Source organism: [Leptolyngbya] sp. PCC 7376 (genome assembly GCF_000316605.1).
Taxonomy (GTDB): domain Bacteria; phylum Cyanobacteriota; class Cyanobacteriia; order Cyanobacteriales; family MRBY01; genus MRBY01.
On record NC_019683.1, the window covers coordinates 800,413 to 827,038 of the forward strand.

Annotated in this window: 25 protein-coding genes; 13 read left to right on the plus strand and 12 right to left on the minus strand. The window is 44.4% G+C overall.

The window, feature by feature from the left end; genetic code table 11:
* Positions 1-96: 96 nt before the first annotated feature.
* Positions 97-1,269 carry a DNA-processing protein DprA gene (dprA, locus tag LEPTO7376_RS03645; RefSeq protein WP_315861564.1) on the minus strand — a complete coding sequence of 391 codons (1,173 nt, stop codon included), beginning with the start codon at positions 1,267-1,269 and terminating at the stop codon, positions 97-99.
* Positions 1,270-1,398: 129 nt separating this feature from the next.
* On the opposite strand from dprA, the gene LEPTO7376_RS03650 reads away from it, so the two are divergent.
* On the plus strand, positions 1,399-2,502 hold the full coding sequence (locus LEPTO7376_RS03650) for a Fe(3+) ABC transporter substrate-binding protein (RefSeq protein ID WP_015132899.1): 1,104 nt from the start codon (positions 1,399-1,401) through the stop codon (positions 2,500-2,502).
* 138 nt (positions 2,503-2,640) lie between these two features.
* Here LEPTO7376_RS03650 and LEPTO7376_RS03655 read toward each other — a convergent pair whose 3' ends face one another.
* Entirely contained in the window at positions 2,641-2,820 is a 180-nt protein-coding gene (locus tag LEPTO7376_RS03655) for a hypothetical protein (RefSeq protein ID WP_015132900.1), read from the minus strand.
* A gap of 594 nt (positions 2,821-3,414) precedes the next feature.
* Between LEPTO7376_RS03655 and LEPTO7376_RS03660 the strand changes: the two genes are divergently transcribed.
* Positions 3,415-4,131 carry a heme oxygenase (biliverdin-producing) gene (locus tag LEPTO7376_RS03660; protein WP_015132901.1) on the plus strand — a complete coding sequence of 239 codons (717 nt, stop codon included), beginning with the start codon at positions 3,415-3,417 and terminating at the stop codon, positions 4,129-4,131.
* Between the two features lie 111 nt (positions 4,132-4,242).
* Here the strand turns inward: LEPTO7376_RS03660 and LEPTO7376_RS03665 are convergent, their stop codons facing one another.
* Together LEPTO7376_RS03665 and LEPTO7376_RS03670 are read right to left on the minus strand one after the other, a co-directional pair.
* On the minus strand, positions 4,243-5,424 hold the full coding sequence (locus LEPTO7376_RS03665) for an S-layer homology domain-containing protein (RefSeq protein WP_041763143.1): 1,182 nt from the start codon (positions 5,422-5,424) through the stop codon (positions 4,243-4,245).
* Positions 5,425-5,502: 78 nt separating this feature from the next.
* Positions 5,503-7,593 carry a flotillin family protein gene (locus tag LEPTO7376_RS03670; RefSeq protein ID WP_015132903.1) on the minus strand — a complete coding sequence of 697 codons (2,091 nt, stop codon included), beginning with the start codon at positions 7,591-7,593 and terminating at the stop codon, positions 5,503-5,505.
* 250 nt (positions 7,594-7,843) lie between these two features.
* On the opposite strand from LEPTO7376_RS03670, the gene LEPTO7376_RS03675 reads away from it, so the two are divergent.
* Entirely contained in the window at positions 7,844-8,053 is a 210-nt protein-coding gene (locus LEPTO7376_RS03675; protein ID WP_015132904.1) for a ferredoxin-thioredoxin reductase variable chain, read from the plus strand.
* 93 nt (positions 8,054-8,146) lie between these two features.
* Here the strand turns inward: LEPTO7376_RS03675 and LEPTO7376_RS03680 are convergent, their stop codons facing one another.
* Entirely contained in the window at positions 8,147-10,120 is a 1,974-nt protein-coding gene (locus LEPTO7376_RS03680) for an NAD(P)/FAD-dependent oxidoreductase (protein ID WP_015132905.1), read from the minus strand.
* Between the two features lie 171 nt (positions 10,121-10,291).
* Here LEPTO7376_RS03680 and LEPTO7376_RS03685 point away from each other — a divergent pair, with 171 nt between their 5' ends.
* Together LEPTO7376_RS03685 and psbM are read left to right on the plus strand one after the other, a co-directional pair.
* The gene (locus LEPTO7376_RS03685) at positions 10,292-10,612 is read left to right on the plus strand and encodes a 2Fe-2S iron-sulfur cluster-binding protein (RefSeq protein ID WP_015132906.1); all 321 of its coding nucleotides are present in this window, start codon (positions 10,292-10,294) and stop codon (positions 10,610-10,612) included.
* Between the two features lie 149 nt (positions 10,613-10,761).
* Positions 10,762-10,863, plus strand: a complete 102-nt coding sequence (gene psbM, locus LEPTO7376_RS03690; protein ID WP_015132907.1) for a photosystem II reaction center protein PsbM — start codon at positions 10,762-10,764, stop codon at positions 10,861-10,863.
* A gap of 124 nt (positions 10,864-10,987) precedes the next feature.
* Here psbM and LEPTO7376_RS03695 read toward each other — a convergent pair whose 3' ends face one another.
* Entirely contained in the window at positions 10,988-11,842 is an 855-nt protein-coding gene (locus tag LEPTO7376_RS03695) for a universal stress protein (protein WP_015132908.1), read from the minus strand.
* 127 nt (positions 11,843-11,969) lie between these two features.
* On the opposite strand from LEPTO7376_RS03695, the gene LEPTO7376_RS03700 reads away from it, so the two are divergent.
* The 3 genes from LEPTO7376_RS03700 to LEPTO7376_RS03710 all read left to right on the plus strand — a co-directional run bounded on the left by LEPTO7376_RS03700 (position 11,970) and on the right by LEPTO7376_RS03710 (position 17,081).
* A complete protein-coding gene (locus tag LEPTO7376_RS03700; protein WP_015132909.1) occupies positions 11,970-12,845 on the plus strand; it encodes an energy-coupling factor transporter transmembrane protein EcfT in 876 nt (291 codons plus the stop codon).
* A gap of 176 nt (positions 12,846-13,021) precedes the next feature.
* Positions 13,022-13,393: an endonuclease domain-containing protein gene (locus LEPTO7376_RS03705; RefSeq protein WP_015132910.1), complete on the plus strand. Its 372-nt coding sequence runs from the start codon at positions 13,022-13,024 to the stop codon at positions 13,391-13,393.
* Between the two features lie 136 nt (positions 13,394-13,529).
* Positions 13,530-17,081: a leucine-rich repeat domain-containing protein gene (locus tag LEPTO7376_RS03710; protein ID WP_015132911.1), complete on the plus strand. Its 3,552-nt coding sequence runs from the start codon at positions 13,530-13,532 to the stop codon at positions 17,079-17,081.
* Positions 17,082-17,103: 22 nt separating this feature from the next.
* Here the strand turns inward: LEPTO7376_RS03710 and LEPTO7376_RS03715 are convergent, their stop codons facing one another.
* The 6 genes from LEPTO7376_RS03715 to LEPTO7376_RS03740 all read right to left on the minus strand — a co-directional run bounded on the left by LEPTO7376_RS03715 (position 17,104) and on the right by LEPTO7376_RS03740 (position 22,947).
* Positions 17,104-17,844 carry a phytochelatin synthase family protein gene (locus LEPTO7376_RS03715; protein WP_015132912.1) on the minus strand — a complete coding sequence of 247 codons (741 nt, stop codon included), beginning with the start codon at positions 17,842-17,844 and terminating at the stop codon, positions 17,104-17,106.
* 10 nt (positions 17,845-17,854) lie between these two features.
* Positions 17,855-19,429: a sensor domain-containing diguanylate cyclase gene (locus tag LEPTO7376_RS23165; RefSeq protein WP_015132913.1), complete on the minus strand. Its 1,575-nt coding sequence runs from the start codon at positions 19,427-19,429 to the stop codon at positions 17,855-17,857.
* 28 nt (positions 19,430-19,457) lie between these two features.
* Positions 19,458-20,030 carry a molybdopterin-dependent oxidoreductase gene (locus tag LEPTO7376_RS03725; protein ID WP_015132914.1) on the minus strand — a complete coding sequence of 191 codons (573 nt, stop codon included), beginning with the start codon at positions 20,028-20,030 and terminating at the stop codon, positions 19,458-19,460.
* Positions 20,031-20,519: 489 nt separating this feature from the next.
* Positions 20,520-21,371 (minus strand): prephenate dehydratase, encoded by an 852-nt coding sequence (gene pheA / locus LEPTO7376_RS03730; RefSeq protein ID WP_015132915.1) that lies wholly within the window; start codon positions 21,369-21,371, stop codon positions 20,520-20,522.
* Between the two features lie 40 nt (positions 21,372-21,411).
* On the minus strand, positions 21,412-21,732 hold the full coding sequence (locus LEPTO7376_RS03735; RefSeq protein WP_264308970.1) for a PepSY domain-containing protein: 321 nt from the start codon (positions 21,730-21,732) through the stop codon (positions 21,412-21,414).
* 15 nt (positions 21,733-21,747) lie between these two features.
* Positions 21,748-22,947 carry a M20 family metallopeptidase gene (locus tag LEPTO7376_RS03740; RefSeq protein ID WP_015132917.1) on the minus strand — a complete coding sequence of 400 codons (1,200 nt, stop codon included), beginning with the start codon at positions 22,945-22,947 and terminating at the stop codon, positions 21,748-21,750.
* 258 nt (positions 22,948-23,205) lie between these two features.
* Here LEPTO7376_RS03740 and LEPTO7376_RS26760 point away from each other — a divergent pair, with 258 nt between their 5' ends.
* The 5 genes from LEPTO7376_RS26760 (at position 23,206) to LEPTO7376_RS03760 (ending at position 26,530) form a co-directional block, all read left to right on the plus strand.
* Positions 23,206-23,358 (plus strand): hypothetical protein, encoded by a 153-nt coding sequence (locus LEPTO7376_RS26760; RefSeq protein ID WP_015132918.1) that lies wholly within the window; start codon positions 23,206-23,208, stop codon positions 23,356-23,358.
* Positions 23,359-23,441: 83 nt separating this feature from the next.
* Positions 23,442-23,642 carry a hypothetical protein gene (locus tag LEPTO7376_RS03745; protein ID WP_015132919.1) on the plus strand — a complete coding sequence of 67 codons (201 nt, stop codon included), beginning with the start codon at positions 23,442-23,444 and terminating at the stop codon, positions 23,640-23,642.
* 376 nt (positions 23,643-24,018) lie between these two features.
* Positions 24,019-24,306, plus strand: a complete 288-nt coding sequence (locus LEPTO7376_RS03750) for a peptidoglycan-binding protein (protein ID WP_015132920.1) — start codon at positions 24,019-24,021, stop codon at positions 24,304-24,306.
* A gap of 134 nt (positions 24,307-24,440) precedes the next feature.
* Entirely contained in the window at positions 24,441-25,739 is a 1,299-nt protein-coding gene (locus tag LEPTO7376_RS03755; protein WP_015132921.1) for a TldD/PmbA family protein, read from the plus strand.
* Between the two features lie 44 nt (positions 25,740-25,783).
* On the plus strand, positions 25,784-26,530 hold the full coding sequence (locus tag LEPTO7376_RS03760; protein WP_015132922.1) for a DUF3153 domain-containing protein: 747 nt from the start codon (positions 25,784-25,786) through the stop codon (positions 26,528-26,530).
* Positions 26,531-26,626 lie beyond the last annotated feature (96 nt).

Consider the following 26,626-nt stretch of genomic DNA (forward strand, 5'->3'; position numbering starts at 1 on the left):
ATAGCTACTCAGAATGGGGATTATGGCGATCACCCTATAGCCAAAGCCAATAGATCTTAAGCATTCCTTAACAACAACACACTGGACTCTCTCCTATTAGAGACGACGATAACGCATCCCTGGTAATTGACTAATCAGACCTTCCAGCTCCCATTCCAATAATGTGGCAGACACCCGATCAGCCTTCAATCCTGACTGCACCACAATCAGATCAAAAGGCGTTGCCTCAGGAGAAATCGCGTGCCAAAGCGGCAATAAATCTCGCGGAATTTGGGTGAAGTCTAGCTTTTGAGGAATAGGTTCCGGTTCTGGTTCTGAGACTGGTTCTGGAATCACATCTGTTGGCAGTAGAGATAATTGCGGGGACACTTCGTCTAAATGGGGCAGACTCCCTAAATCCTCTAATAAACGCTTTTCATTGAGGAGCATACTAGCCCCACGCCGAATCAAATCAAGACAGCCGCTTGCCTGTTGCTGCTCAGGGGAATTGGGCAGGGTATAAACATCACGATTAAACTCATTCGCATAACGAGCTGTAATCAACGAGCCTGATCGAGTTGGTGCTTCCATCACGAGAGTTGCACGAGATAGCCCAGCAATAATTCGATTACGAGCCGGAAAATTACTCCGATCAGGTTTTGTCCCAGCCGGATATTCGCTCAAAATTAAACCTTTCGCATTAATCTCTTCATAGAGCTGACGATGATTAGCGGGATACACAACGTCAACCCCTGTTCCCAGCACCGCAATAGTACGCCCAGGCACTTTCAGACAGGCGTTATGGGCAATCCCATCAATACCTTTTGCCATACCAGAAACGATGGTAAAACCAGCTTGCGACAAAGCTTTACTCATTCTGGCTGTCCAACGCTTGCCATGCTCTGTTGGGTGACGGGTACCGACAATGGCGATCGCCGGAATCTTTCCTTGGTTTTCTAACGCATTTACTTGGCCGCGATAGTACAAGACTGGTGGGGGACTCGGAATTTCCAACAAAAGCTTCGGATAGTCTGGATCTGATGGCGTCCAAAATTGTGGATTCTTAGCAAGATGCTGCTCATATACCTGCTGTGGATTGACGGGCGATCGCCCAGCGACCACTTTATCCACCAGCTTCCCACCAAGACCTTCCACTTCCCCTAAAGCTAATCGCGGTGATCTCCATGCTGCTTCTAGAGATCCAAAATGCTGCCAAACTCGCTTCAATAAAACCGGCCCAATCCCTTTAATCTGCGACCACGCCACCCAGTAATAACGCTCCATTACCACCTATCAAAACCACAGCATCCATTTTACTGAAGACTGCCGCAAAGATTATTTGAGAATTAATTTCATTTAGCTGCTACAATGACGCCTGTATTCAAAAAATATAACATCATTCATTTTTGACTGATTCATATGAAAATCCGTTTTGCCACCCTCTGTGGTGCAGCAATTAGTGCTGCTCTATTCACAGTAGGTTGTACTCCTGAAACCCCTACCCCTTCTGAAAGTGATACGACAACCACCTCAGAAACAGAAAGCACAGATACTGATGCTGATGCCGACGCAGGCGAACTAAATCTCTATTCCTCTCGTCACTACGACAGTGATGCGGAATTATATGACAACTTTTCGCAAGCAACAGGTATTAAGATCAATTTAATCGAAGGTAAAGACGATGAATTGCTCGAACGTCTTAAAACTGAAGGAGAAAATAGTCCTGCTGATGTTTTAATCACCGTTGATATTGCGCGTCTGTGGCGAGCACAAAGTGAAGGCCTCCTACAAGAAACCGATTCTGAAGCTTTAATCAGTGCCATCCCAGAAAATCTGCGGAGCACGGACAATACTTGGTTCGGTCTCACTAAGCGGGCACGCATCATTGTCTACAACACCGAAGCTGTTGATGAAGCAGACCTCACCACCTATGAAGATCTCGCTGATCCGAAATGGGCAGGACGCTTCTGTGTGCGCAGTTCTAGCAATACCTACAATCAATCCCTCGTTGCATCGAAGATTGTCGAGCTTGGTGAAGAAGCCACTGAAGCTTGGGCAAAGGGTTTAGTTAGTAACTTTGCCCGTGAGCCCGAAGGTAATGACACGGCTCAAATTAAGGCGGTTGCAGCAGGTGAATGCGATCTTGCTTTGGTCAATAGCTACTATGTGGCACGCCTACGTAGCTCTGATGATCAAGAAAGCCAAGAAATTATTGCCAACATTGGCGCATTCTTCCCGAACCAAGAAGCTGGCGGTACTCACGTCAATATCAGTGGTGCTGGCATGATGGCCAATGCGCCTAACCCAGAGCAAGCTCAGGAATTCCTTGAGTTTATGGTGACCCCTGAAGCCCAAGAAATCTTTGCGAATAACAATAACGAATATCCGGTTATCGCTGAGATTGAGCCGAATGAAGTGGTAGCCCAGTTTGGTGATTGGCAGGCCTCTGACCTACCTCTCGAAAGCTTTGGTGAGAAAAATGCTGATGCCGTGAAGCTCATGGACCGAGCTGGCTGGAAGTAGGCGATCGCCCACCTTCTTGATTACAAGTTTCCTCAAGTGTGTTTTTGGATATCTTCTAAGTAAACTTAGATTTAGAAGGTATCTTTTTTCTTACTTATTTTCTGGCAGAGCTACATAGCTATGAGGTCAGGCGATCGCCTATTGAGCAGAAAGTAAAATAATTTCGCCGCGTTCAATTCTCTGAACAAGTTCCCGTAATGCTCTTCTTTCAGCAACGGTTAACGTGCGGGATTTCACCGTTTGAGTGAGAAAGGCTTCCATCTTGGGCGTAATAAGTTTTTCGGAGTAGATAGCGTCTAGAGCAGAGTTGATAGACATGACAGATGTGTATTTAACCTCGCAATTCCTGATTTCTTTTAGTCTATAGACAGTATCGGCTGAAACCTACCGTCAAATCAGTGATATTGACGCGATTAGCTCTTGTACGTAGTCCTAAGCTATTTGTGTGACCAAGCCCTTAGGCAAATGCTTTCGATCAAGCGAAGATGTGATTTACGTCAGCGATCGCCTGAAATCCTCACTAGAAGGAAGATATCATTACATGACCAATGCACCAATTTTCAAGCGTCAAAGCACTATATATTTTTTCAATAAATCCTAAACAGCTTTCTTAAAGTGTTGGTGAAGACTCATAAAATCGAACGATATAGATCGAATTCACTCCAATTACTGAGAGATAAGGTGTCAATTTTTGGCGATCGCCTACCCAGCAAAAACTGACAGACATTAAGAAACCAAGTCTGTAAGAAACAATATTTTTCGTAATATTTCAACGTAAAAAAACTTAATGCCGTTCACAAAAGAAAACCGTTATTCTTTGATTCTAGGCACTTTCGGGCCGTTAATCTTTTTTAACAATTTTTTACTGTTTTTCGTCCCATTATCTATTAAGCAAATAAGGTATTTATTTCTATGGTCGCTAACCTAGCAACAATGTTAAGAGAGGGAACCAAGACTTCCCACACAATGGCCGAGAACGTTGGCTTCGTGAAGTGCTTTCTCAAAGGCGTGGTCGAGAAAAAGTCCTACCGCAAGCTCGTGACGGATCTTTATTTTGTTTACTCCGCGATGGAAGAAGAGATGGAGCGTCTCAAGGATCACCCCATCGTGTCTAAGATTTATTTCTCCGAGCTCAACCGTAAAGAGAGTCTCGCGACAGATCTACAGTTTTACTACGGTGCAAACTGGGAATCTCAAATCAAAATCACCCCCTCTGGTCAGGCATACGTTGACCGTATCCACCAAGTTGCACAGGAAGCGCCTGAGCTACTCGTTAGCCATTCCTACACTCGTTACCTCGGCGATCTTTCTGGTGGTCAAATCCTCAAGAAAATTGCTCAGAACGCAATGAACCTCGACGGCGACGGTACTGCTTTCTATGAGTTTGACGCTATCGATGATGAGAAAGCGTTTAAGGATATGTATCGCGCAGCAATGAACGATCTTGATGTCTCTCAAGAGATGGCTGATCAGATTGTTGATGAAGCGAATGATGCTTTCGGTATGAACATGAAGATGTTCCAAGAGCTAGAAGGTAACCTCGTTAAGGCGATCGGCACCATGCTCTTTAACACTTTGACTCGCCGTCGTGCGAAAGGCAGCACTTCAATGTCCACTGCTAGCAACTAGATTTTTGAGCAGCACGATTCATTAATTTTAAGTTTCGTCTAAAACCTCAAATTACCGAATTCCCTAATCTGAAAATAGATTGGGGATTTTTTTGTTGGGAAGGAAGATCTTTTAGGGACGGACATCTGCGGCAGAAAGGCCATCACTCTGAAAGCCGAAATACCATAGGGCGATCGCCGCCTCCGTTTGGGTCACTGTTTTCTTGGGTTGAAAGAGAGTTGTATACCCAAATACTCGGCGGGTATTAGCTTGGTCACCATTCTGAAAATCGATATATAGAGCTTGGAGTGCACGGGAGTCAATTTCAGTAGCATCCTGAAATCCCCATGTTTCAGCAATTTGCTCTAGGGTCGTTTCAGGCAAAGCTTTACGGCGATCGAGAGGGACTTTCCAGGAAATTAGAGTTTCGCGCGTTAATGGGGCATCAGGGCGAAAGGTGGTGGGGTTAGCGTCGCTGGTGAGAGTCGAGGGTAATAATCCAGCTTCGGCTAGTCCTTGGATCATGCCAAAATCTGGATCGCTACTCGGGAGGTCTTGAAATACGGCTTGGTTGGTATCCGTTGCGAGACGAATTTGTTGGTTGGGGCGATCGCCGTAGATAGCGTTATGGGCTTTAAATAACCACCGGGCAAACTGTCGACGGCTAATAGTTAGACTGCCTTGAAACTCTGAATCCTCGAAAACATCCAGCGCTATTAAGTCTTTAATTTGTTCTGGCGTTTTTTTTTCCGTCTCTGGTGTGGACGTGGGTTCAATTTCAGGTTCTACATTGTCTGGCTCAGCAATACTATCCAGAGGTTCCGCTGAATTCAGCTGGGGTTGCACATTGAGAATTTGGTAACTCAACACAAAAGTTGTGCCCACCACTGCCTGTTCAGAGTCCTCAGGTTCAGGAGCCGAATCGATCGGAATAGCAATGCTTAGCTCAATATTATTTTTGGTCGCCACCAGTTGCTGAAAATCATCCGTTGTAGGTGCCTTTGCGATAATATTCCAGCTTTCTGCGGCTAAGGTTTCTCTATAAAAATCTTCGAGCTGGGTTACATTGTCGGCGATCGCCCAAACCGTAGAATTCGGTTGAGACTGAATGAGCGTCGCTTCAGGATAGAGGGGAATCTCTGGCGGAAAACCTTCTGGCAAATCAGTACGGGATGAGCCATTACCTAGTACTGTCGGTTGTTGCGACAAACTTGGGTCTGGGGCAAAACTATCTTCCAGTGAGCCACCTTGATTACAGCCCCACAGGGCGATCGCCACCAGAGACAAACCACAATTCCGCCAAAAATACAGCAAACTAAATCCCCCGACTCTAATCGTTTGCCATGGTAACGTATTGAGTTTTCCGTTTAGATTTAAGCTTCTTATCTAAACTCAAGCCCCTGTACTCTCATCACTGGGAGGTGGCGTAATAACACGACTGGGCTGGAAAGCCGTAGTCGAAGAACTAGATGTAGCACTCGACGTGGAAGATGATGTTTGCAAAGACTCAAGCAGAGATTCAATATTCTCTAAAATTTCCGAGGAGCCAGCATCCACAGAATTATCGTTCAGGAAAGTTTTCACTTGCCCCAAAAGCTCACCTAGTTTGCCCTCGTTTAAAAATGTATTTAAGAGAGAAATTCCACTGGTCGAAAGCAATAATTTATTAATGTCATCAATGCCACTACCTTCGCCATTTGCACCACCACCTGGCATCGCAAAAATCTTGGCATCACCCAAAACACCTGGTTGAGGAGCCAATGCACGCATAATTTCGGGTAACTGTTCTGAAATTGTTGGCATGAGTAATTTGATTAATTCCGCCGTGCGATTCGCATTACTCAAGGCATTTTCCGCCTCGATAATGGCCTGTTTACCTTGGGCATCTGCAAGAGCTTTATAACGGTTTGCTTCAGCAAGAGTACGAATTGATTCTGCTTCTAACTCCGCTGCTTGGCGGGCAATTTCTGCTTGACGACGGCGACGAAATACATCAATTTCCACGACGTTTTGATCGGCAATTCGCTTTTGATTTGCATCCTTCTCCGCATCAATAATCGCCAAACGTTGTTCTCTTTCAGCTTGTTCAACGGCTTGGGCAGTGGAAACCGCTTCTTCTGCCTGCGTTCGTTCTGCTTCTGCAGCGAAACGTTCTTTTTCTTTATTCGCAATGGCGATCGCTGCCTCTTCTTTAGCGATTTGTGATTCTTGTTGGGCTTCGGCAACGGCAACCTGTGCCTTAAGTTGAGATGCATTAATCGTTTTCTGGCGGTTAATCTCCGCAATTTCAGCCTGCTGTTGTTGTTGAGTGCGGGCAACTTTGAGCGCCTTATTTTGTTCCTCTAGCTCAATATCAGCAGCAATTTGATTTTGTTGAATTGAGAGTTTTTGTTGAATTTTTTCTTCTTCGACAGCCTTCTCTTGAAGAATTTTATTTCGTTCAATTTTGGCTAATTCTTGATCCTGCGCTGCTTGAATTTCTTGAGCTTGTTGCGCCTTTAGAAATTCAATGGCTTTCGCTTGATCGAGTTTTGCCTCTTCTTTGGATTTCGCGAGCTTTAATGATTTTTGTTCAGCAGCAAGCTCTTGTTCTTCAATCTCGACCTTCGTATTTAGCTGTAGTTCGCGCTTTTGCTTCTGGATACTGAGTTCAACTTCAAGTTTTTGCTTAATCGATTTTTGAATCGTTTCAGTCCGTAGCCTCACCCCTTGGGCATCAAAGAAATTATTTTCGTCATAGGTATCACTTTCTTCAATTTCGGAGATCGCAATGTTATTAAGCGTTAGACCGACTTTTTTCAGATCCTGTTGGATCAAGTTCAGCACTTCGTCGGCAAAACCTAATTTATCGGAGTCAATCTCGGCAATGCTTTTGCGTTTTGCAGCTGCGCGGATAGCATCATCAGCACGTTTCTCTAGGGCATCTTTAATATCATCCTCAGAAATGCGGCCTTGTTTGGAGAGTCTAGCGGCCGAGACTAATACATCTTCTTCTTTGGCATTAATGCAGACATAGAATGTGACGCGCATATTGGCCCGGAGATAGTCCTGAGTTCTGACAGCGAGATTTCCGGTGCGCTCGACATCGATGGAAATCTCTCGGAGAGGCACACGGGTTAGTTCATGGAAACCGGGCAGAACAATACAACCACCGTTGAGAATGACAGTTTTCTTTTTCCGAATGACACCACCAGTGCGCACAAAGGCTTCGTTGTTTGGGGTGATGACATAGACGCGGGTATAAGCCCAGACACTCATCAGGAAGAGGACAATCAGAGTGACGATAATCCCCGGAAAAACGACCGCACCACCAAGGGGAATAAATGCAGGAGATGTAGGAGTTGTAGAATTCAAGCCCACTGTGGCGATCGCCGTTTCGCTGGTTTCTAGGCGCTGGGCAAAAAGGTCACTCTCGCGAATATCGTTTAATTCCGAATCGGTTAGCTCAGGCAGTGTCTGGAGAAACGTTAGCCAAAACTTCATGATCAATATCCTTGTATGCGGTCATATTTTCATTGTGCATTCATCGACCTCTGCCTTACGAAACCTCGCAATAATATTTACATCCTCCTCCATTAGAGATTTTTGAGCGATCGCCACTATTCCATAAACATGACGGGAAATCGGGGAAAGCTACACGAGAGTCCCCCCTCCTATGTACAATGGTCAGGTTATTCGCTGGTTATCAAGCGTCTAAATTTTTTTGAGTTTCGAGAGAGGAAAAGTAAGTTTTATGAACGTCGGCGATCGCATCCGTGTCACTACATCGGTAATTGTTTATAACCACCCCCAACACCGCAAAGAAGCGTTTGATCTAAAAGGTCTCGAAGGCGATATCGAAGCGGTTATCGGTCGCCCTATCACTGCAACTTTACCCGTGAAAGTTAGATTCGAGAAAAAGTACGCAGCACACCTAAGAGAAGACGAAATCGAAGTGATCTAACGAAGCATCACCACTTCAATTTTGAATACAAAAAAAGCGAGAGTTAGCTCTCGCTTTTTTGAGTGTATAGAGGCTGCAAGTCAGCTATTTGAGCTATGTTCCAACGGTCAAGCGGTAACGCAAACTAAGTAGCGTTAACCAAAGACTAGGATATTTTTCCTCGAGCCACTCTTGGGAATTGTCGAGAAATTGAGGCAGCCAGCCCATAATAAAAAAGCTCAAAATTGCGTCGAAGGTAAACGCAAGATAAGCACCAACCCACCGAATAAAGTCTTTTGCGCCAGCCATCTCCCAAATCCAAACGATCAGCAAAGGGTTTTGTCGCGCCGCCATGATCGCTAATTTATTAAACATCAACCAACTGGTGCGGTCTTTAATAAAAGTATCTGCCACTTCTGGAGGGGAATCTGCCAATAACCCAAAGAAGGTATTGAGCATGGAATTAATGCGTTGGGGTGGCAAATTGCTATGAGTCGGCACCATCATCCCTTTCGAGAATAGCCATGTCACCGCAATATTGCTCTGGTAGGCTCGGATTTTATTGAGATTTTGAGTATCGAGTAAGTCTTGTTTGAGAGCAATATCGAGTAGGTTCGTGAGACGATCGAGGTTGCGAACTAAGGAACCAAAACCAGTGAAAACGAGAGGAGATTGCAACGAGGCGGCATCACCAATCGCCAATACTCTTTCAAAAGCCACTTGGCGATCGCCCGACCCGACATTAAAGTAACCGGGAATATACCCGAAGGTGGCCTTCTCGAAGCTGAGCTTGTCCATTTCGCAGCGACGATACTCCGGCAAAATCGTAAAGAAATCCTCGTACATCTCCAGCAACGAACCGGGATTATCGGGATGTACTTCGTGGTAATGGAAGAGATAAATTGTTAACTCATCGTCTTTACCAGGGAAAAGCTCCCAAATCAGTTGCCGTCCACGCGAAATATCGCCATGGGAATTCAACACATCACCATAGTCAGCATCCCAAACTTCTTTATCAAAGCCTTTAATTACAGCACCTACTGTCGGACAAACGCTATCAAAAGGACGACCCTTATTTAGTTGAGCTGCAATTGGTGAAGCGGTTCCCATTGCATCCATCACCAATCGTGATTGAGCAATCTTTTCTTCACCGGTCACAATATTTTTCGTAAAGACTTTCGCCTGCCTAGCGCCCACATCTGCCCGCAAAAAATCCGTTTCATCCCAAATTTCACCGCCTGCTGCCAATAACTTTTCACCACATTTTTTTAGAAGCAGCTCAGAGGCGATCGCCACATTGAGAACAGTAGGCGTGTAGAGAATATTTGCCTTGAGATTGGGCGGATTATTACCGTCAAAAAATTTGTTAAAGCCGTCCTTATATTCCCGCGCGATCAGCTCTTCGATTTCCGATTGATCAAATAAGTCCAAATTAATTAGGCTCTGCAATTCACTGCGAGAAATATTCCATTCCCGATTCATCCGGCCAAACGGTAAGCGCTCAATCAAAAGAACTTTGTAGCCCAACCGTGCCATCACCGCCGCATGGATAACGCCCAACGCACCACCAACATAAACCAAATCGAAACTTGGCAAACTCGCATCCGGTTCACTCGCCTGCTCAAAAATCACTTGCTTCGGTTCTTTCGGATTTTTCACCGTTTCGCGCCAACGTTTTTCCCACCAATACGCTCGCTGTAAATCAAATTCTCCCTGAGGAAATTTTTGAAAATATTGAACCGTTTTTGGATAATCAGCTTTCAATGTTTCGAAAATCGATTGCCCTTCTTTTAATGCCGGTGGTGCTGGATAACAATTTGGGAAAACTTCGCGCAAATCCCACTCTAATTTCTGACAAAGAGCTTTTGTCCCAGAAGGACGGCGATCGCCCCAAGCAAAAACCTTCAAGTAAGTCGTCCGTTGCACAGACCAAGTAAAAACTGAGAGCTCAAGCCCATCGACATTAACCACAACACCATCAGGCGTCGCAGCAGTCTTACCTATCGTTGGCTGCCATGACTGCTGTAGCCAATCACAAACTTTGTCAATGTGAGGAGTAGGGACTTCAAGGTACAACAGTTCTTCCATGGACATTACGGCAAAAAACTTCAATTATCGCTCTGAGGAATAATCATACCCGCTTTGTTTCAGCGAAAGATGGCTGGTCATCACGAGGAGAGCTGCCAAACCTGTAAAATTTCTTATAAAAACTTTACCTTGCTAAAATAAAATACGACTAGCGTTCGAATAGGAGAATTCATGTCTGATATCACCTTTGTCCAAGAAAACGGTGACGATACAATCGTTATTGCATCCCTCGGTTCCAACCTCAGAGAGAAAGCACTCCAGAATGGCGTTGATATCTATACATTTGGTGCCAAGTTAATGAACTGTGGTGGCGTTGGGCAATGTGCAACCTGCATGGTTGAAGTCGTCGAAGGTATGGAAAACCTTTCTCCTAGAACTGATTTTGAAGAGCGTCGCCTCAAAAAACGCCCTGATAATTATCGCCTTGCTTGCCAGAGCATCGTGAATGGTCGGGTCGTCGTCAAAACGAAGCCCAAACGCAAGAATAAGTAGTCTTAGGCTATTTGAGCAGTTGAATCAATTCGGGATAAGTTTATCGGAAAAACTTTTGAGTGAGATGTGTTAAGACCCAAGAACTCAAATGAGCCATAGATGATATTCTTTATGTAACTTGATTTAGCTCTGTGAGAGGCGATTTTTCAATGCAAGTAAACGATCTTGGCTTTATTGCAACGATTCTATTTGTTCTTGTGCCAACAGTCTTCTTGTTGATTCTTTATATCCAGACCAATAAGACTGCCTAAAGCAATAATTTGTTTAAAATTCTTTTATATTTTCCGTAAAGGTGAGTACATTTCGTACCCACCTTTTTTGTTGGGGTTCACACAATGCGGCGATCGCCCCAAATTCCTAGACACAAAGGAATAGCTACTCAGGAGACTCAGTGCGAGCAAGAAGAACCGGGCAAGTGGCATTCACGCGCACATAATCCGAGAGGGAAGTACCAAGAAGACGGTCTAGATCGGGTAGATTTTTCGCGACAGAAGGCCGGCGATCAGGTGAACCCAAAACCAATAAATCGGCTTTCTGCTCTTCGGCAACTGTACAGATGGTGGCACCAGGACGGCCACCAACAACGAGATTACGGTGCTTTACGCCCATTTGCTTGGCCCGTTTAATCGCACGGGCAAGGGTTGGGTTTGCATCCATATCAGCCTGAGACAACTGTAAATTGCTAGGCAAATCAGGGTTAACTCGGAGCAAAATAATTTCGCAACCTTTATAGTCCCGCATCATTTGGAGAGCAAGCTCTAAGCCATACATCGAAGCGTCGGACTTATCGATCGCCACCATCACTTTTTTGAGAGTGCGCACGAAGATATCGTCTTTTACGAGGAGCATCGGACGATTTGTGAGCTGAAAGACATACTGACTGACTGAGTTAGACAAAATCGACTGGAGACGCTTCAGACCACGTGATCCCATCAAAATCAGGTCTGCATCAATTTCTTCCGCCACTGCCCGCACAATGTCTTTTGGCTCACCCTGTCGCAAAATAGTGTTGACGTTCCTTGGATCAAGCTTGAGATCTTGGAGTGCTTGGGCAAGGAGTTTTCCGCCTTCTTCATAGCCTTTTTGTGCAGCATCAGGGGTAACTTTGCTCTTAACGACGTGCAGAATATTGATGCTGGTATCGCGAAACGCTGGCAATCTGAGGAGGTTTTTGAGCATGTCTTGGACTTGCCCTGTGCCAGAGTCTGCGAAAAGAATTTTCTTAATCATGGGACGCTATTTAATATTTCTTAAGGTCTTTTATATGCTTAGGATCCAGCATACTCCGTTCTGACGGTCGGAAATTTTAAAGGATATTACATAATGGAAACGGTCTTTTTAAGGGGTTTTATTTGCGATGGATTTAATGCGATCGCTACCGATTGGGTTGTATTTGGAGCAGCCTCGCACTTGGCTTCATCGTCTCGATCCCCGCACCAAGTTGGTTTGGTTGATGACATTTTTGATCGCGCCCATCTTGGCGAATAATCCTTGGCGTATGGGATTAGTCGGTTTGTTGATCCTAATTACGTTGACAGCCCGGATCCCTTTGCGGGTCTGGAAGCAGCAAATGGGACTGCTCTTATTTTTCTGTGTGGTGCTTTTCATCATGACGCTGATTGCACCGGATGGTCTTGTGCTCGATCATCAACCCCGCTTACCTGCCGAAGAGGTGGCGATCGCCCAACCGTATGAATATGTGATGTGGCAATTCAAGTTTATTAAGGTTACCCGCCTCAAACTAGATTTAGGCATTCGACTCAGCAGCCAAATCTTTACGCTGCTCTACAGCACCAATTTATATTTGCTGACCACAGCCTCAGAAGAAATTACAGCAGGTCTAGAATACGTCTTTGCGCCACTCAAAAAATTCAATTTGCCTATCACCGAAACGCTTTTAACGCTAACGCTCTCGCTACGATTTATTCCGTTGGTACTAGAGGAAATCCAAAATCTGATTCGCTCAGTCCGCACCCGCGCGATTAATTGGAAAAAACTGGGTTTAAAACAAGGTTTTCAGCTCTGGCTAATGGTCTCGGAAAAGCTCCTCGAAAACCTACTCATGCGCGCCGAACAAATATCAACCGCGATGGATATTCGTGGTTTTACGAGTCCTGGTCGCCACCAAGTGCAATGGCATCAACTGCGTTTCCGGCGATGGGACTGGCTACTATTGGCGAGCCTCATTCCTTTCTGGTATTGCCGGATTCTCTGGGGAATGCGCCTCCTCTAAATGAGTCTCAGAAAAAATTTTCAGCATTTATCCTACGACTCTAAATTCGCATTCAAAGCCAAAATGCTCCATCAAAAAATGATAGTGATTGATGCGGAGTTTTGTTGAAAATCCCTCCGCCTTCGGCACCTCCCTTTGAAAGGGAGGCTAGGTGTGACAAGTATTTGGGAGTGGCTATGAGTTTACGAGGAGATTCGCTGTATTTTCCGTATAATCCGGCATTAGTAGCGAGAGCGAAAATACTACGGAAAAATATGACCTCAACCGAAAGAAAATTATGGTTTGAGTATTTGCGGCAGTTTCCGCTCAAGGTTTATCGGCAACGCCCTATCGATCATTACATTGTTGATTTTTTCTGTCCCAAACTAAAACTCGTAATTGAAGTGGATGGCGAGACACATTTCATAGATGAAGCACAGGAATACGACAGAGTCAGAAGTGAGATATTGCAGGGTTATGGTTTGAAAATCCTGCGCTTCACCAACGATGAAGTACTACAAAATTTTTCAGCCGTTTGCACCAGCATCGAAGAAAATCTTCCCTTCTAAAATCACCGCAACCCATAGCCTCCCTTCCAAAGGGATGTGCCGAAGGCGGAGGGATTCTCTACCATTTCATGAACCAAGGGAACTGCTCAGAATTTTAGTTAGAATGCCAGCAACGGATGAAAGTGTGTGGTGAACGATGTCAGCGGCAGAAGCTCTAAAACTCATCGAACAGGCAGCAGCGGAAGAATGGACAGAGCTTGATTTGTCGGGGATGAACCTCGATGCATTGCCACCAGCAATCGGGAAACTCGCAAAACTCGAAACTTTAATTCTTGGGAAATGGAATGGAGAAGCTCAAGAAAATAATTTAAAGACATTACCGCCTGAAACCACCCAACTTCAAAAGCTAAAAAGACTGGAATGGCCTTGCAATAACCTTGAAGCAATTCCCGTAATAATCACAAAGTTCCCGAAGCTCAAACAGCTTAACCTCAGTTTTAATCAAATAAAAGAGATTCCCGAGTCCCTCTCCGCTTTAATCAATCTCCAACAACTCGACCTCAGCGCTAACCATCAAATAAAAGAGATTCCCGATTCCCTCTCCGCTTTAATCAATCTCCAACAACTCGACCTCAGCGCTAACCATCAAATAAAAGAGATTCCCGATTCCCTCGCCGCTTTAGTCAATCTCCAACAGCTTCAACTCGGTGGAAACCCTATAAAAGAGATTCCCTATGTCCTCACCACATTAGTCAGCCTCCAACAACTCCACCTCAACGACACCGGGATAAAAGAGATACCTGATTCCCTCGCTGCTTTAGTCAATCTCCAACAGCTCTATCTTTACAATAACCAAATAAAAGAGATTCCCGATTCCCTCGCTGCTTTAAGCAATCTCCAACGGCTTCAACTAAACTTCAACCGAATAAAAAAGATACCTGATTCCCTCGCCAAATTAGCCAGTCTCCAACAGCTTGATCTTAACATCAATCAAATAAGCGAGATTCCCGATTCCTTCGCCACTTTAAAGAATCTGCAAAAGCTTGATCTCGGCTCTAACCAAATAAAAAAGATACCTGACTCCTTCGGCAAATTAGCCAGTCTCCAACAGCTTAATCTCGGCTCTAACCAAATAAAAAAGATACCTGACTCCTTCGGCAAATTAGCCAGTCTCCAACAGCTCAATCTTAGCCACAATAAAATAGAAGAGATTCCCGATTCCTTCGCCACTTTAGTTAATCTCCAACAACTCTATCTTTACAACAATCCAATCAAAGAAGTGCCTGACTCCCTCGCCACTTTAGTTAATCTCCAACAGCTTGGTTTCAGCTCTAATCAAATAAAAGAGATTCCCGATTCCCTCGCCACTTTAGTTAATCTCCAACAGCTCGACATCAGCTCTAATCAAATAAAAGAGATTCCCGATTCCCTTGCCGCTCTAACCCATCTGCAAAATCTTGGTCTCAGCTCTACTCAAATAACAGAGATCCCTGATTTTCTCTCCACTTTAGTTAATCTCCAACAGCTCAACCTCAGCTTTAATCAAATTAAAAAAATACCCGATTCCTTCGTCAAATTAGCCAGCCTCCAAGCACTTTACCTCTGCTCTAATCAAATCACAAAAATCCCTTCTTTTTTAGAGAATTTACCTGCTCTTCAAAAACTAGATTTACGGCTTAATCCTATACCTGTTTCTCCGGAGATTCTAGGGTCAGAAGAGCTATATGAAAATCCGGGTTCCGTCAAAGATATTTTCAACTATTTACATCAACTGAAAAGTGGAAAAGTTCGTCCCCTTAACGAGGCAAAACTTATCTTGGTAGGACAAGGTAGTGTTGGCAAAACGTCTTTAATTAATCGTTTACTCCGAGATGAATTTGATAAAGACGAATCTCAAACTGATGGTCTCAATGTTCAAGATTGGGCAATTAACGTCAACAGCAAAGATATCCGCTTAAATGTTTGGGATTTTGGTGGTCAAGAAATTTACCATGCCACCCACCAGTTTTTTCTGACCAAACGTAGCCTCTATCTCCTCGTGTGTAACTGCCGCACCAGCGAAGAAGAAAACCGCCTTGAATATTGGCTCAAACTCATTCAAACCTTTGGCGATGCTTCCCCAGTAATCATTGTCGGCAACAAAAAAGACGAACAGCCCCTCGACATTAACCGTAAAGCTCTACAAGAAAAATACCCCAATATCCGCGCCATCCTCGAAACTTCCTGCCAAAGCGGCGACGGCATCAAAGAACTCAGCGAGGCAATCCATCAGGAAGTTGCCAAACTCAAGGAAGTCTATGACCTATTACCCCTGTCGTGGTTTGAAGTGAAAGAACAACTGGAAGCCATGACCGAGGATTTCATTTCCTATAACCGCTACATCGGCATTTGCCACGAAAATAAAATTCCCGAAGAACAAAACCAAGAACAACTCATTGACCTGCTCCATCGCCTTGGCTTAGTCCTTAATTTTCGCGAACATCCCCTACTCCAGCAAACCAATGTCCTCAAACCTGAATGGGCAACCGAAGGCATCTATGCATTGCTTAGCGACGATCACCTCAAAACCAAATCTAAAGGCATATTTTGTTGCGATGACCTAACCCGAATTCTCGATGCAGCCCGCTATCCCAAAGAACGCCATCAGTACCTTATCGAGCTGATGAAAGAATTTGAACTATCCTTTGCTCTCGACTGCAACCCGCCACGCTTTCTGATTCCGAGCATCCTCCCAAAAGATGAACCAGAGGCCACCGATTTAAGAGGCGAGACCCTCGAATTTCAATACCATTATCGCGTCTTGCCAAATAGCATCATTTCCCGGTTCATCGTTAATACCCACGAGAAAATCCACAATGAAACCTATTGGCGTAGTGGAGTGATGCTGGCATATAGCGAAGGCAACGAAACTTGCAATATTGCCAGAGTCAAAGCCGACCCTGAAGATAACAAAATCTTTATTGCGATTAGCGGCAAGCCCGAAACTCGCCGCACATTCTTAGGCTTAATCCGCGACGTATTCAAAAAACTCCACAAAAGCTTTGGCAACCTCGAAATCTCTGAATGGGTTCCAGTTCCCGGCCATCCAGAACATGCCCCCCTCGATTACCAAGAACTTCTCGGCCTCGAAGCAATGGGCGAAACCGAGGTTACCATCGGCAAACTACGACTCAAACTCGAACTCCGCAAACTGCTTGATGGCTACGAATCCATTCAGCAGCGACAACAAGCAAGAAACAAAACCGCTCGAATTGACAAACAATATAATTTTTATAGTGATGTCAACGCTGATTTTTATGGAGGTAGCAAAATGACAGGTGATCAACCCAATATTTCTATCAATGCCGACAACATTGGTATCGCAAGCATGAGCGGCGGCACAATTGAGAGCGGAGCAATCGTAGCCGGACAATATAACGAAGCATCCAACGACCTCGAAGATTTGCTGAAGCTCATTGCCCTGATGAAAGAAGCCGTTCAGTTTTTCCCAGAAGCCAAACAAGAAGACATAACCATTGACCTCGACGATATGGAAACCGAAGTCAAAAAGCCCAAGGACAAACGCCGCATCGCAAAAATCAGAAAATGTCTAACAGCCCTCGCTACCGCAGGAACCGTGGCGATCGCCTCTCTCGGGACAGCAAATGAAGCAGTCGAAAACCTTAATAGCTTCGTTGATAATGCCAATACCCTGGCTAATAAATTTCAAATCGAATTACCCATTGCTCCACCATCGCAACAACCTTAAAAAAGTGGGACGTGTCAGAGCTTTACTCATTACGCTTTGAAATTGCGACAAGACCTCTGGTTTGATCCACAGAAGGATCTATCGTGTTAATTGCTGCCCACAAATCCTCTACCGTCACCCACACAGGCGGATACTTATAAGTTGCAACATCCAGAATGAGCAGGCGATCGCTCTCTTCGTTGTAGGCTGCAATCGGTGAAATATGGCCCCCAGATTCTTGATTAATCGCGCGACGTAGATAGTTCACCAAAATATAGTTATTCGGTTCTTGCAGATTTTGGCGGACGAGTTCACGGAATTCCGACAAAGACAAATCGCTGCCATGATGCACCTCCACATCTACCGGATAAGTACTGAGTAGTTGGCCTAGTTGGCTGAGAGTCATCCCCTGCCAACGAATTTTGTCAGCAGGGTGAATGTTTTCCATTTCAGTATTAAAAATATTTGTCTGGGTAAAATATTTTTCCCCTAATTCCGGCGCAAACGGCGCTTCAATCCCAAGAGCATTCAGGGCGATCACCATACTTGCAATACCACAATAAGCACCATTTATTTGCGTGACAAACTGTTCACTAAGGGGCAGATAATCCTGTTGAGCAGCACTAGAAAACAATAATTCCCGGCCTTGTGTCGTATGAAAATCAATGAGGCTTTCATCTATCGGCAATGTTTCCGCACTAAAATACGACCCCGCAAAAAAACTAATAGAGGCGATCGCCGGAAGAATCAGCCATTTTGTTGTTTTCGAGATTAAGTGTTTCATCACAAACCGATCAAAATTCTAATAGCGAATATTGATTACGACCATTATTTTTGGATTGGTAGAGCGCCTCATCCGCCAAGCTCAACACCTGCTCCAAAGAACAAGCATCATTCGGGATGCCAGACACCACGCCTAAACTCAGCGTAATCAAATCTTGAACAGTAGACATCCGATGTTCCAACTTGAGCCTCGCCAGCTCATTCTGCAAATTTTCAACAATGATCATGGCCTCCGGCTTCGTCGTATTCGGAAATAGCAACACAAATTCTTCGCCGCCATAACGTGCAGCCAGATCATGTTCACGCTGCGCTGCTGCACTAATCACCTGAGCCACTTGAAATAAACAAATATCTCCCTGCAAGTGACCATAATAATCATTATATTTTTTGAAAAAGTCGATATCGATTAACGCCAAAGATAAAGGTATTTGATCCTGCACTGCACGCTTCCAAGTCTTGATCGCGTAAAGATTAAAATATCGACGATTCGCGATTTGTGTCAGTTCATCAAAATTGGCCTGGTGCGTTAAACGTTCATTCGCCGCCTTAAGCTCTTCCTCTATGTGCTTACGCTCTGTGATATCCGTTAGCAAACTCAAGACGTGGCGATCGCCCTTGCCATAGAAATCAACAAACGTATTATTCACATAGAACCATAACTCTTGACCCTCACAATCCTGGAGACCAATATCAAAACTCACAGATTTTTCATAATCAAGCTGCTCCAATTGCTCCTTCAAAACACCAGCGAACTCTTCAGAACTACATAGCTCTAAAGCATTTTGGTTTAATAGAGCCTCATTCGACATTCGCAACTTACTAGACAACTTGGAATTAACAAAAATAATTTTATATTCCGCATCTAAAATCCAAATCCCTTCCTCAGCATTCTCAACAATCTTTTGATAGCGCTCTTCACTAAAATTCAATGCAGCCAAGGTTTTCTGGCGTTCTTTAATCGATTGGATAATGACTAAGCAAAAAATAACAACCAGAAGAAAAGAAAGAATATAGGCAAAAACCAAGACAATAACTAGTCGCTTTTTAAAAATAGCAGAAGCCTTTTGCTGCTGCTGCATATACCTTTGATTCTTGAATAAGATAATATTAGCGATCTTCTCCATCTCACCAAGATCCTTAGTGATATTCACTAAATCTTGCCTTGCAATCGATTGCCTCAGAATTTCTGGTTTATACTGCTGAACCAGCATCCAGTCAGAGGTATAACGAGAGAGTTCTACCTCTGAATTTGGTGACAAAGGATAATAACGAACTTGATTTTGAACGACTCGAATACTACTTTCGAGGAGATCAAACTGTTTTTCAATTTCACCCAATTCGGATTTTTCAGGCAAAGAAGCTAACAGGACTTGTAGTTTTAATGTTTCTCGTCCTAATTGGTCGATGGCATGAATCGTCTCACCAGGCGCAAAATTATAAAACGGATTATCTTTATCTATCCTCCGCACAAATAAAATAAGAATAAAGACAGAAAAAGACGTAACTAATCCAAAACCGGCAATTAGTATCGTACTAATATTTTTAGTTTTAAAAATCCATGTTTTTTCTGAATTATAGAGAGCCATGGATCAAACAATGTGGTGGATGTCTTGCTCAGGAAACCGAGATTGATTCAATTTGCCTAATCCAAAAAGCCTGTCGTGTGATTTCTATCTCTGGTTTGTTCTCGAAAGGCGGAACAATGAGCATCGCAGGACCTCGATAATTTCTCTCCATATATCTCCCCTCTTGCTTTAATGCAAAAAGGATGGGAATTTCTCGGGTGGTTTGGATAGGTACGCTAATAGTGTAATCGTTCAGAGCTTTGATTTCTAACAAAGTTGCATCGGGTTGAATTTGCCAAAGATCCATCAGGTCATTGAATAATACTCCTTCGAATGTCACTTGCTGATTTTCAAAAAGATCAAAGATTTTATATTCGACAATCTGGAGTTGCTCGATTGTCTGGCGATCCAGATACAGTGCCTCGTCTTGGTTTGTCGCTTGAATTTTACCCGTAACCGTTAGTATAGGCTCTGTTTCTGGTAGTGGAATCGCTTCCTGTTTTACAAAATCTGCAGGTCGAATAATGGTGACCATTGGCTGTTGTTTTTGGGGTTCTGGAGTACAGCTTGTCAATAGAAAAAAGGCGATCGCCAAGGCTGCTATTTTACGGAGAAAGATCATGGCAAAGAACATCGAATTCAGCTTGATAACAAAAGCTTTTATCAACCCAAAATCGTTAAAATTTCAGTTTTTTGATAGTTTTTCATGGTTTTGTTATCACAACTACCTTCCCCAAATCTTATGACTTACAGGACAGTAATGTCGTAATTTATCTGTAAAGCAAAAGCACTATTTTTCACTTTAAATCTACGTTTTTATTCACATCAGTAAGTATGCCAAAGCGTTTATAAATAAAACATCTCGGAATTTATACGGTTATTTTATTGGTTATATTTTTGTATCAAATACGACCTAAATATAGTTCAACTCAGATTATCAAAGCAAATCCAACTTAAAGGGTTCAAGCTATCAACAACTTCCTCCGAATTATTCATAGATTATCGCCAATATTCACAGCATCTTACTTCCCACTATGTATATGTTGTGGCTTTATGTTGTAGCTCTCAGAATTTATACGGTACGTTTTTAAGGTTTTAGTTTACAAAACCTTTATGCAGGAATGGCTTGGGGGATAGTGCGATAGTTACCAAAAATCTTCAGAATCTCTGTATGGGCTTGCAATTCCTGAAGGGCATCTTTCACCGTTTGATCGCTAAGGCAACCATCCAGATCAACAAAAAACAAGTATTCTCCTAGCGATTTCTTGGTGGGACGAGACTCAATTCGGCTGAGATTAATTTTTCGGCGAGCAAAAACTTCAAGGGCATCGACTAAAACACCGGGGATTTTGGCTGGCAGGGTAAAAGCTAAGGAAATTACTTCTCCCTCAGACTGGGACGTTTTGCCTAAGACCCAAAAGCGGGTGCAATTTTCTGGGGAATCATTAATCGTTTCCGCCAGCATCGGCAATTTGTAGAGTTGTGCTGCCCGGGGGGAGGCGATCGCCGCAATATCTGGCTGCCCTTCGAGATGTTGCAAAATTTTCGTCGTCGAATTTTCTTCAATTAAAGGTGCATGGGGAATATGGGTCTCTAACCAACGTTGGCATTGCGCGAGCGCCTGTGGATGGGAATGCACCGTTTTAATGTGCTCAAAATCTGGCGCAAACGAAATTAGCGAATGATAAATTGGCAGAATAATTTGATGACAAATCGAGAGGGGATGCAGCTCCCACACGAGATCAAGAGAAATTGCCACCGACCCTTGAATCGAGTTTTCAATCGGGACAACCGCTAAATCAACATCGTCCTGCGCCAAGCTATACAAACTTTGGGCAATATTCTGACAGGGCGCCAGAATCACATCCTGCGGCTGTTCGCGCTGCAACCATTCCTGATACGTAAACGCTGCCGCTTCTGCGTTTGTCCCAGCTGGACCTAAATGGGCGATTTTGATGACCATACCCTACTATCAATCGCAAATGTCACAATCCTATCAAGTTTCATGTGCTCTGCCGTTTTTTCGGGCGCGTTGTCCACCACATCACTGCCCCACTCACAATCAATAGCAACAAGCCCAACCCATTTAGAAAGGGATAAATACGTTCCAAATTCATAAAGCCTAAGTTCCCTTTATGGAGATTCAGTAGCCAAAGAAAATCAATCCCTCGACCCGATAATGCAGCAAGCTGAAATAGAGTGCCAGACAATACAGTAATCAATAACGGTGCCACCATAATCGGCACTAAACTGCGATGTAGTTTACGGAGAAACCTTTTATTCAAAGCCATAGTGGTGCGTTCTGCCTGACAGTCGACGGTCAATCTTTTCCCTATTCCCTATACTCCATCAGTATTTGCGACAGACTGTTGGAAATATTTATAAGCACTGTAAGCCAATGTAATTACCCCCGTCCGAATCGCACTTTCATCGATATCGAATAAAGGGTGATGAAGGGGATAGTTAATGCGATTTTGGTGACCGACTCCCAGACGAAACATTGCACCAGGTTTGTGTTCGAGATAAACTGCAAAGTCTTCTGCTCCCAGAGATGGTTCCGGCAAAATCTGAACATGGCGATCGCCCAACGCTTCACGGCTCGCCTGTTCCAAAATTTGAGTTAAACGAAAATCATTTTGGACTGAGGGAATACCTCGCTGATAATTCACTTTGTATTTCGCACCGTAGGTTTGGCAGATACTGGCGACAATATTTTCGATCCAGCCGGGGAGATCAGTACGGGTCTCAGGATGGAGCGATCGCACAGTTCCAGTCATTTGCACTTGGTCGGCAATGATATTGGGCGCTCGACCTCCTTGGATTTTGCCAATAGTCAACACAATCGGCCGTAGGGGATTTTGGGTACGACTAATGGATTGTTGAAGTGCAGTAATCACTTGCGAGGCGATCCAAATAGCATCTTTAGCTTGGTGAGGTCTAGCACCATGACCTGCTTCGCCATAAATAAAAATTTCGAGATCATCGGCAGCGGCAGTCAAGGCACCATACCGAATCCCCACAGACTGAGCCGGAATCGTCGGAAAGACATGCAAGCTCAAAATGTCATCAATATCTTCTAGAGCACCAGCCTCAACCATCCATCGTGCTCCCAGGGCAATTTCTTCGGCAGGCTGAAAAAGAAAGCGAATATTACTGGCGATCGCCTCCTGCAATTCCGACAACACCATTGCCGTCCCCAACCCCACCGTCGTATGCACATCATGGCCACAGGCATGCATCACCCCTGGTGTCCCTGACGCAAACTCCATCTCATTACATTCTTGAATTGGCAGTGCATCCATATCCACCCGAATGGCCAGTTTTTTTGAGGAGTCGGTTGCCGAAAATAGATTCCCAATTACCCCGGTTTTGCCTACAGATTCAGTCACATGGATGCCACTGGAGGAAAGCACCCCAGCAATATAAGCCGCCGTTTGATACTCTTCGCCACTGAGTTCTGGATGAGCATGTAAGTGGCGACGAATTTCAATTAAACGAGGTGAGAGCTTTTCAGCAAGGGCTTTGATTTCTGTGAGCATAGTCAATGAATACCGGGCAGTGGGGTTGATCCTCCATTGTAAATCCATTATTTTTCTGGCCGCTGTATCCGGATAAGCAAGCGATCGCCTTGAGTGAGGGAAAAATAGTCATAAGCATCCCTTGCCAAAATTAGCTCGACATTTACAATTCGCATTATTTCTATGCGTAAACGCAATACCCCAATCAAAACAGTCGGCTAGCACACGGAAGGCGATCGCCACTTCGATAACACTGCTTATATTCCTAACGAAAGACTTATGAAAACTCTCGCTTCCCTTACCCTACCTGCGTTTCTTGGACTAATGGCAGGCATTGGTCATGGCATTGTTTCTCACCAAGCAGACCTTCCTCTCTCCCTCGCCGAGCAAATGGCCGATTCATTTCAAGTTAAGTCATCTTTCCAAGACTAAACTTTTGCAAAGCGTAGCGATTGCTACTGAATAAGCTTGGGACAATACTTAAGTACGTTTCAATATTACTGAGGTACTAAGTCTTGAACACCCAGCAACAAGTTAAAGATATTTCTACTGGCGATCGCGCTGTGATGGCTTGTATGGCAGCGTTAGTAATGTTTGTGGCAGGCTACACAGCGAGTCGAATGGTACTGACTCAAACCACCCCTTCGGATAATGCAGCAGCAGAAAATACAGTTGTGCCCCACCAAGGCGAATTATGGCGAGCTTTTGGTGAATAAAGCTTTTTGGGCGATATCGTCACGACAATCGTCAAAGATAAATTTCGAAGTACAGTTTATTCATATTTAGTTTTTAGCTTTTAACATAGTGCCCATCCTTTGACCTCCATGGAGATCGAAGGATATTTTTTTGTGAAAATGGCCGGAATTACTGGAGAATAGGTTGCCAATAGCAACAATTCCCTTACGTGGGACTCGTACTTTGTGCGCGAGATCACTATCAGTAGGGCTTTGTGTCTGGCTCTTGCAGTGTTTTGGCCAATATCCAGCATTGATCAAAAGTACACAAAGACTCGGTTTAACTCACTGAGATATACAGGCGATCGCCAGATAATTAAATCAGTTCAGCAAAATTCTCGAATACAGGAAACCACTGATGCCTAAGCAACTGCTCCGACTTTCACCGATTGCCTTAATGTCTATCGAAGCCCTCGAACCGGATTGTGATCTGAAGCTCAGTGATTCTGGCTCCGACGTCCAGCGCTTGCAAATCATTTTGAAAGAAATGGAATTATATAGTGGTGCCCTTGATGGCGAGTTCGATGTTGCGACAGAGCGGGCCTTATTACAGTTGCAACGAACACTCAATGTGTCTGTAACAGGTCGCCTCGATGTTAGTACTTGGTATAGCTTGACTGAGTGTGCAGAAGAAATCGCTCAATAGCGTTGTGCTCATTTGCTCTCCATAAAACTATCGGCAGGTTGGCTCTTTATCCCTATAGAGAATGTTGTGCTGCCATCGAGATTTTCAGAATCTTTTACAATAGTTGACGGCAATATCACCGAACTGAGAAACATATGGTCGTCGAGCAAATTCTAGATCTCGCCAAGCAGAAAGGCATCGAAGCAGAAGTGTATTACCGCAGCAGTCGGGATACTCCCATTGATTTTGAGAATAACCGTTTAAAATCTCTCGAAACTAAAGCGACTCAGGGTGTTGCATTGCGGGTGGTAGTAGACGGCAAGCTTGGTTTTGCTAGCTCAACGGATTTAACGCGCCTCGAAGATGTCGTTGATGCGGCGATCGCCACAGCAGAGATTGGTGACCCGGTAGACTTTGAATTTGCCAAAGACTTCAAGGAAATCGTCCCAGAAAGCGATTACGAATTGCCCGAAACAGCCAAGCTCGTCAAAATTGGCGAAGACCTTATCGAAAAAGTAAGAGATTATAACGACGAAATCTTAGTCAGTGCAGGCTTCCATATTCGCTCCGGTCAAACAAAACTTGCGACGACTAGCGGTGTTTACGGCGAACGTAACAGCAAAGTTGTCAGTGCTAGTCTCGGTGGAAATCTCGTCCAAGGCGAAGACTTTCTACAAGCTTATGGTTACGATGTCGCAAAAAATGCTGAACCCGATTACGACAAAATTTTAGCGACTCTGATCGAAAAATATACAAACGCAGAAAAAACGGCCAAGATCAGCAGCGGCAAATATCCCGTACTGTTTACGCCCCGCGCAGCACTCAGCACTATCGGCGGACTGTTCGACACTATTTTGTCCGGCCAAGTCGTCGTCCAAAAAGCCTCTCCTCTCGCAGGCAAACTTGGCGAAAAACTCTTCGGCGATCGCCTCACTATTTACGAAGACCCAAGCATTGGTGTTGGTGCTCGTTCCTTTGACGATGAAGGCACACCCACCAGCAAAAAGACATTTATCAACAAAGGTATCGTTGAACAATTTTATTGGGATCGACAATGGGCAGCTCGCGGCCATGCCGAAGCAAAAGGAAACGGCTTCCGTGGTGGTTTGTCTCGTCCCGGCCCTGACATGGTGAATTTCTGTATGGGTGCTGGCAATACGCCTCTGACTGAACTGATTAAGGGAATGAAAGAAGGTGTGATCGTGGATCAAGTTCTCGGTGCTGGACAGTCTAATCAACTAGCTGGCGAATTTTCCGTTAACCTCGACCTCGGCTACAAAGTAGAGAATGGTGAGATTGTCGGTCGTCTCAAAAATACGATGGTGGCAGGCAGTATTTTTGAAGCGTTTGATCACTTAATCGATCTTAGTGATAGCTGCGAATGGGTTGGTGGCAGTGCCCTGATGCCGTCAATGTTATTTGGGAAGTTGGGGGTTGCGTCCCGCGAGGTTTAGAATTTTGAGGTCTAGACTGCTACTTTTTCTCTTCACTGCGAGCCATGATTGCTTTTAAGCGTAAACCTGTCCTGCGATTTTTACTCACTTGCCTAGTCTGTGTGTTTTTCCTCGGTGGCTGTGTTGACTATGATGTCGAAATTGCTTTTGATCATCAGCATCATGGTGAAATCCATCAACATTTACGACTTGGTGATGATTTTACGAACTTTAATCAGCAGGAAGCACGGAAATGGCTCCGTAGTGTAGAGAAGCGTGCAAAAACGCTCCACGGATCAGTTAAACGGATTTCGAAGCAGGAGCTCGATGTCAAAATTCCGTTTCATAATGGCGCTGACATGGTGGACAAGTTCAATCGCTTTTTTAATCCAGAAGGACAAAATATCCAGTCTGATGAGTTGGATTTGGTACAGCTAAAATCTTCTCTAGCTTTAGCGCAGCGCAATTGGCTGTTGTTTGAATATAATCGTGCAACTCTCGATGTGGATTTGCGGGCTTTAGGTGTTTTGTCGCAGCAGGGTAGTTTGATTCTCAGTCCTGGTTCTCTGTTGGATCTCGATGTCAGTTTGAAAACACCGCTATGGTCAAATGTTGTCAGTTCGAATGATATGGATAAAGCGATTACTCGAAAAGAGGGCGATCGCCTGATCTGGACATTAGAGCCAGGACAGCTTAATCATCTCGAAATGGCCTTTCTTGTTCCTAGTTGGGTTGGCCTTGGTGCCGTGGCCATTGTGGCATTCCTATTTGGCGGATATTTCTTGAAATATAAGCGCTTGCCTGTGAGCTAAATAAAACGCATCTGAGACCACTGGGGTATTATTCCATACCTTTTTCCTGAGAAATTGCTGTGCGATCGCCGCGCTGCCCCGTGATCCGCTATATTC

Coding starts and splice junctions, on each gene's coding strand:
- LEPTO7376_RS03705 (WP_015132910.1), top strand. CDS start 13,022: ATGAGTTTACGAGGAGATTCGCTGTATTTTCCGTATAATCCGGCATTA.
- LEPTO7376_RS23165 (WP_015132913.1), bottom strand. CDS start 19,429: ATGGCTCTCTATAATTCAGAAAAAACATGGATTTTTAAAACTAAAAAT.
- LEPTO7376_RS03755 (WP_015132921.1), top strand. CDS start 24,441: ATGGTCGTCGAGCAAATTCTAGATCTCGCCAAGCAGAAAGGCATCGAA.
- LEPTO7376_RS03740 (WP_015132917.1), bottom strand. CDS start 22,947: ATGCTCACAGAAATCAAAGCCCTTGCTGAAAAGCTCTCACCTCGTTTA.
- pheA (WP_015132915.1), bottom strand. CDS start 21,371: ATGGTCATCAAAATCGCCCATTTAGGTCCAGCTGGGACAAACGCAGAA.
- LEPTO7376_RS03700 (WP_015132909.1), top strand. CDS start 11,970: ATGGATTTAATGCGATCGCTACCGATTGGGTTGTATTTGGAGCAGCCT.
- LEPTO7376_RS03675 (WP_015132904.1), top strand. CDS start 7,844: ATGAACGTCGGCGATCGCATCCGTGTCACTACATCGGTAATTGTTTAT.
- LEPTO7376_RS03660 (WP_015132901.1), top strand. CDS start 3,415: ATGGTCGCTAACCTAGCAACAATGTTAAGAGAGGGAACCAAGACTTCC.
- LEPTO7376_RS03655 (WP_015132900.1), bottom strand. CDS start 2,820: ATGTCTATCAACTCTGCTCTAGACGCTATCTACTCCGAAAAACTTATT.
- LEPTO7376_RS03680 (WP_015132905.1), bottom strand. CDS start 10,120: ATGGAAGAACTGTTGTACCTTGAAGTCCCTACTCCTCACATTGACAAA.
- LEPTO7376_RS03750 (WP_015132920.1), top strand. CDS start 24,019: ATGCCTAAGCAACTGCTCCGACTTTCACCGATTGCCTTAATGTCTATC.
- LEPTO7376_RS26760 (WP_015132918.1), top strand. CDS start 23,206: ATGAAAACTCTCGCTTCCCTTACCCTACCTGCGTTTCTTGGACTAATG.
- LEPTO7376_RS03670 (WP_015132903.1), bottom strand. CDS start 7,593: ATGAAGTTTTGGCTAACGTTTCTCCAGACACTGCCTGAGCTAACCGAT.
- LEPTO7376_RS03715 (WP_015132912.1), bottom strand. CDS start 17,844: ATGAAACACTTAATCTCGAAAACAACAAAATGGCTGATTCTTCCGGCG.
- LEPTO7376_RS03725 (WP_015132914.1), bottom strand. CDS start 20,030: ATGATCTTTCTCCGTAAAATAGCAGCCTTGGCGATCGCCTTTTTTCTA.
- LEPTO7376_RS03710 (WP_015132911.1), top strand. CDS start 13,530: ATGTCAGCGGCAGAAGCTCTAAAACTCATCGAACAGGCAGCAGCGGAA.
- psbM (WP_015132907.1), top strand. CDS start 10,762: ATGCAAGTAAACGATCTTGGCTTTATTGCAACGATTCTATTTGTTCTT.
- LEPTO7376_RS03695 (WP_015132908.1), bottom strand. CDS start 11,842: ATGATTAAGAAAATTCTTTTCGCAGACTCTGGCACAGGGCAAGTCCAA.
- LEPTO7376_RS03650 (WP_015132899.1), top strand. CDS start 1,399: ATGAAAATCCGTTTTGCCACCCTCTGTGGTGCAGCAATTAGTGCTGCT.
- LEPTO7376_RS03685 (WP_015132906.1), top strand. CDS start 10,292: ATGTCTGATATCACCTTTGTCCAAGAAAACGGTGACGATACAATCGTT.
- LEPTO7376_RS03760 (WP_015132922.1), top strand. CDS start 25,784: ATGATTGCTTTTAAGCGTAAACCTGTCCTGCGATTTTTACTCACTTGC.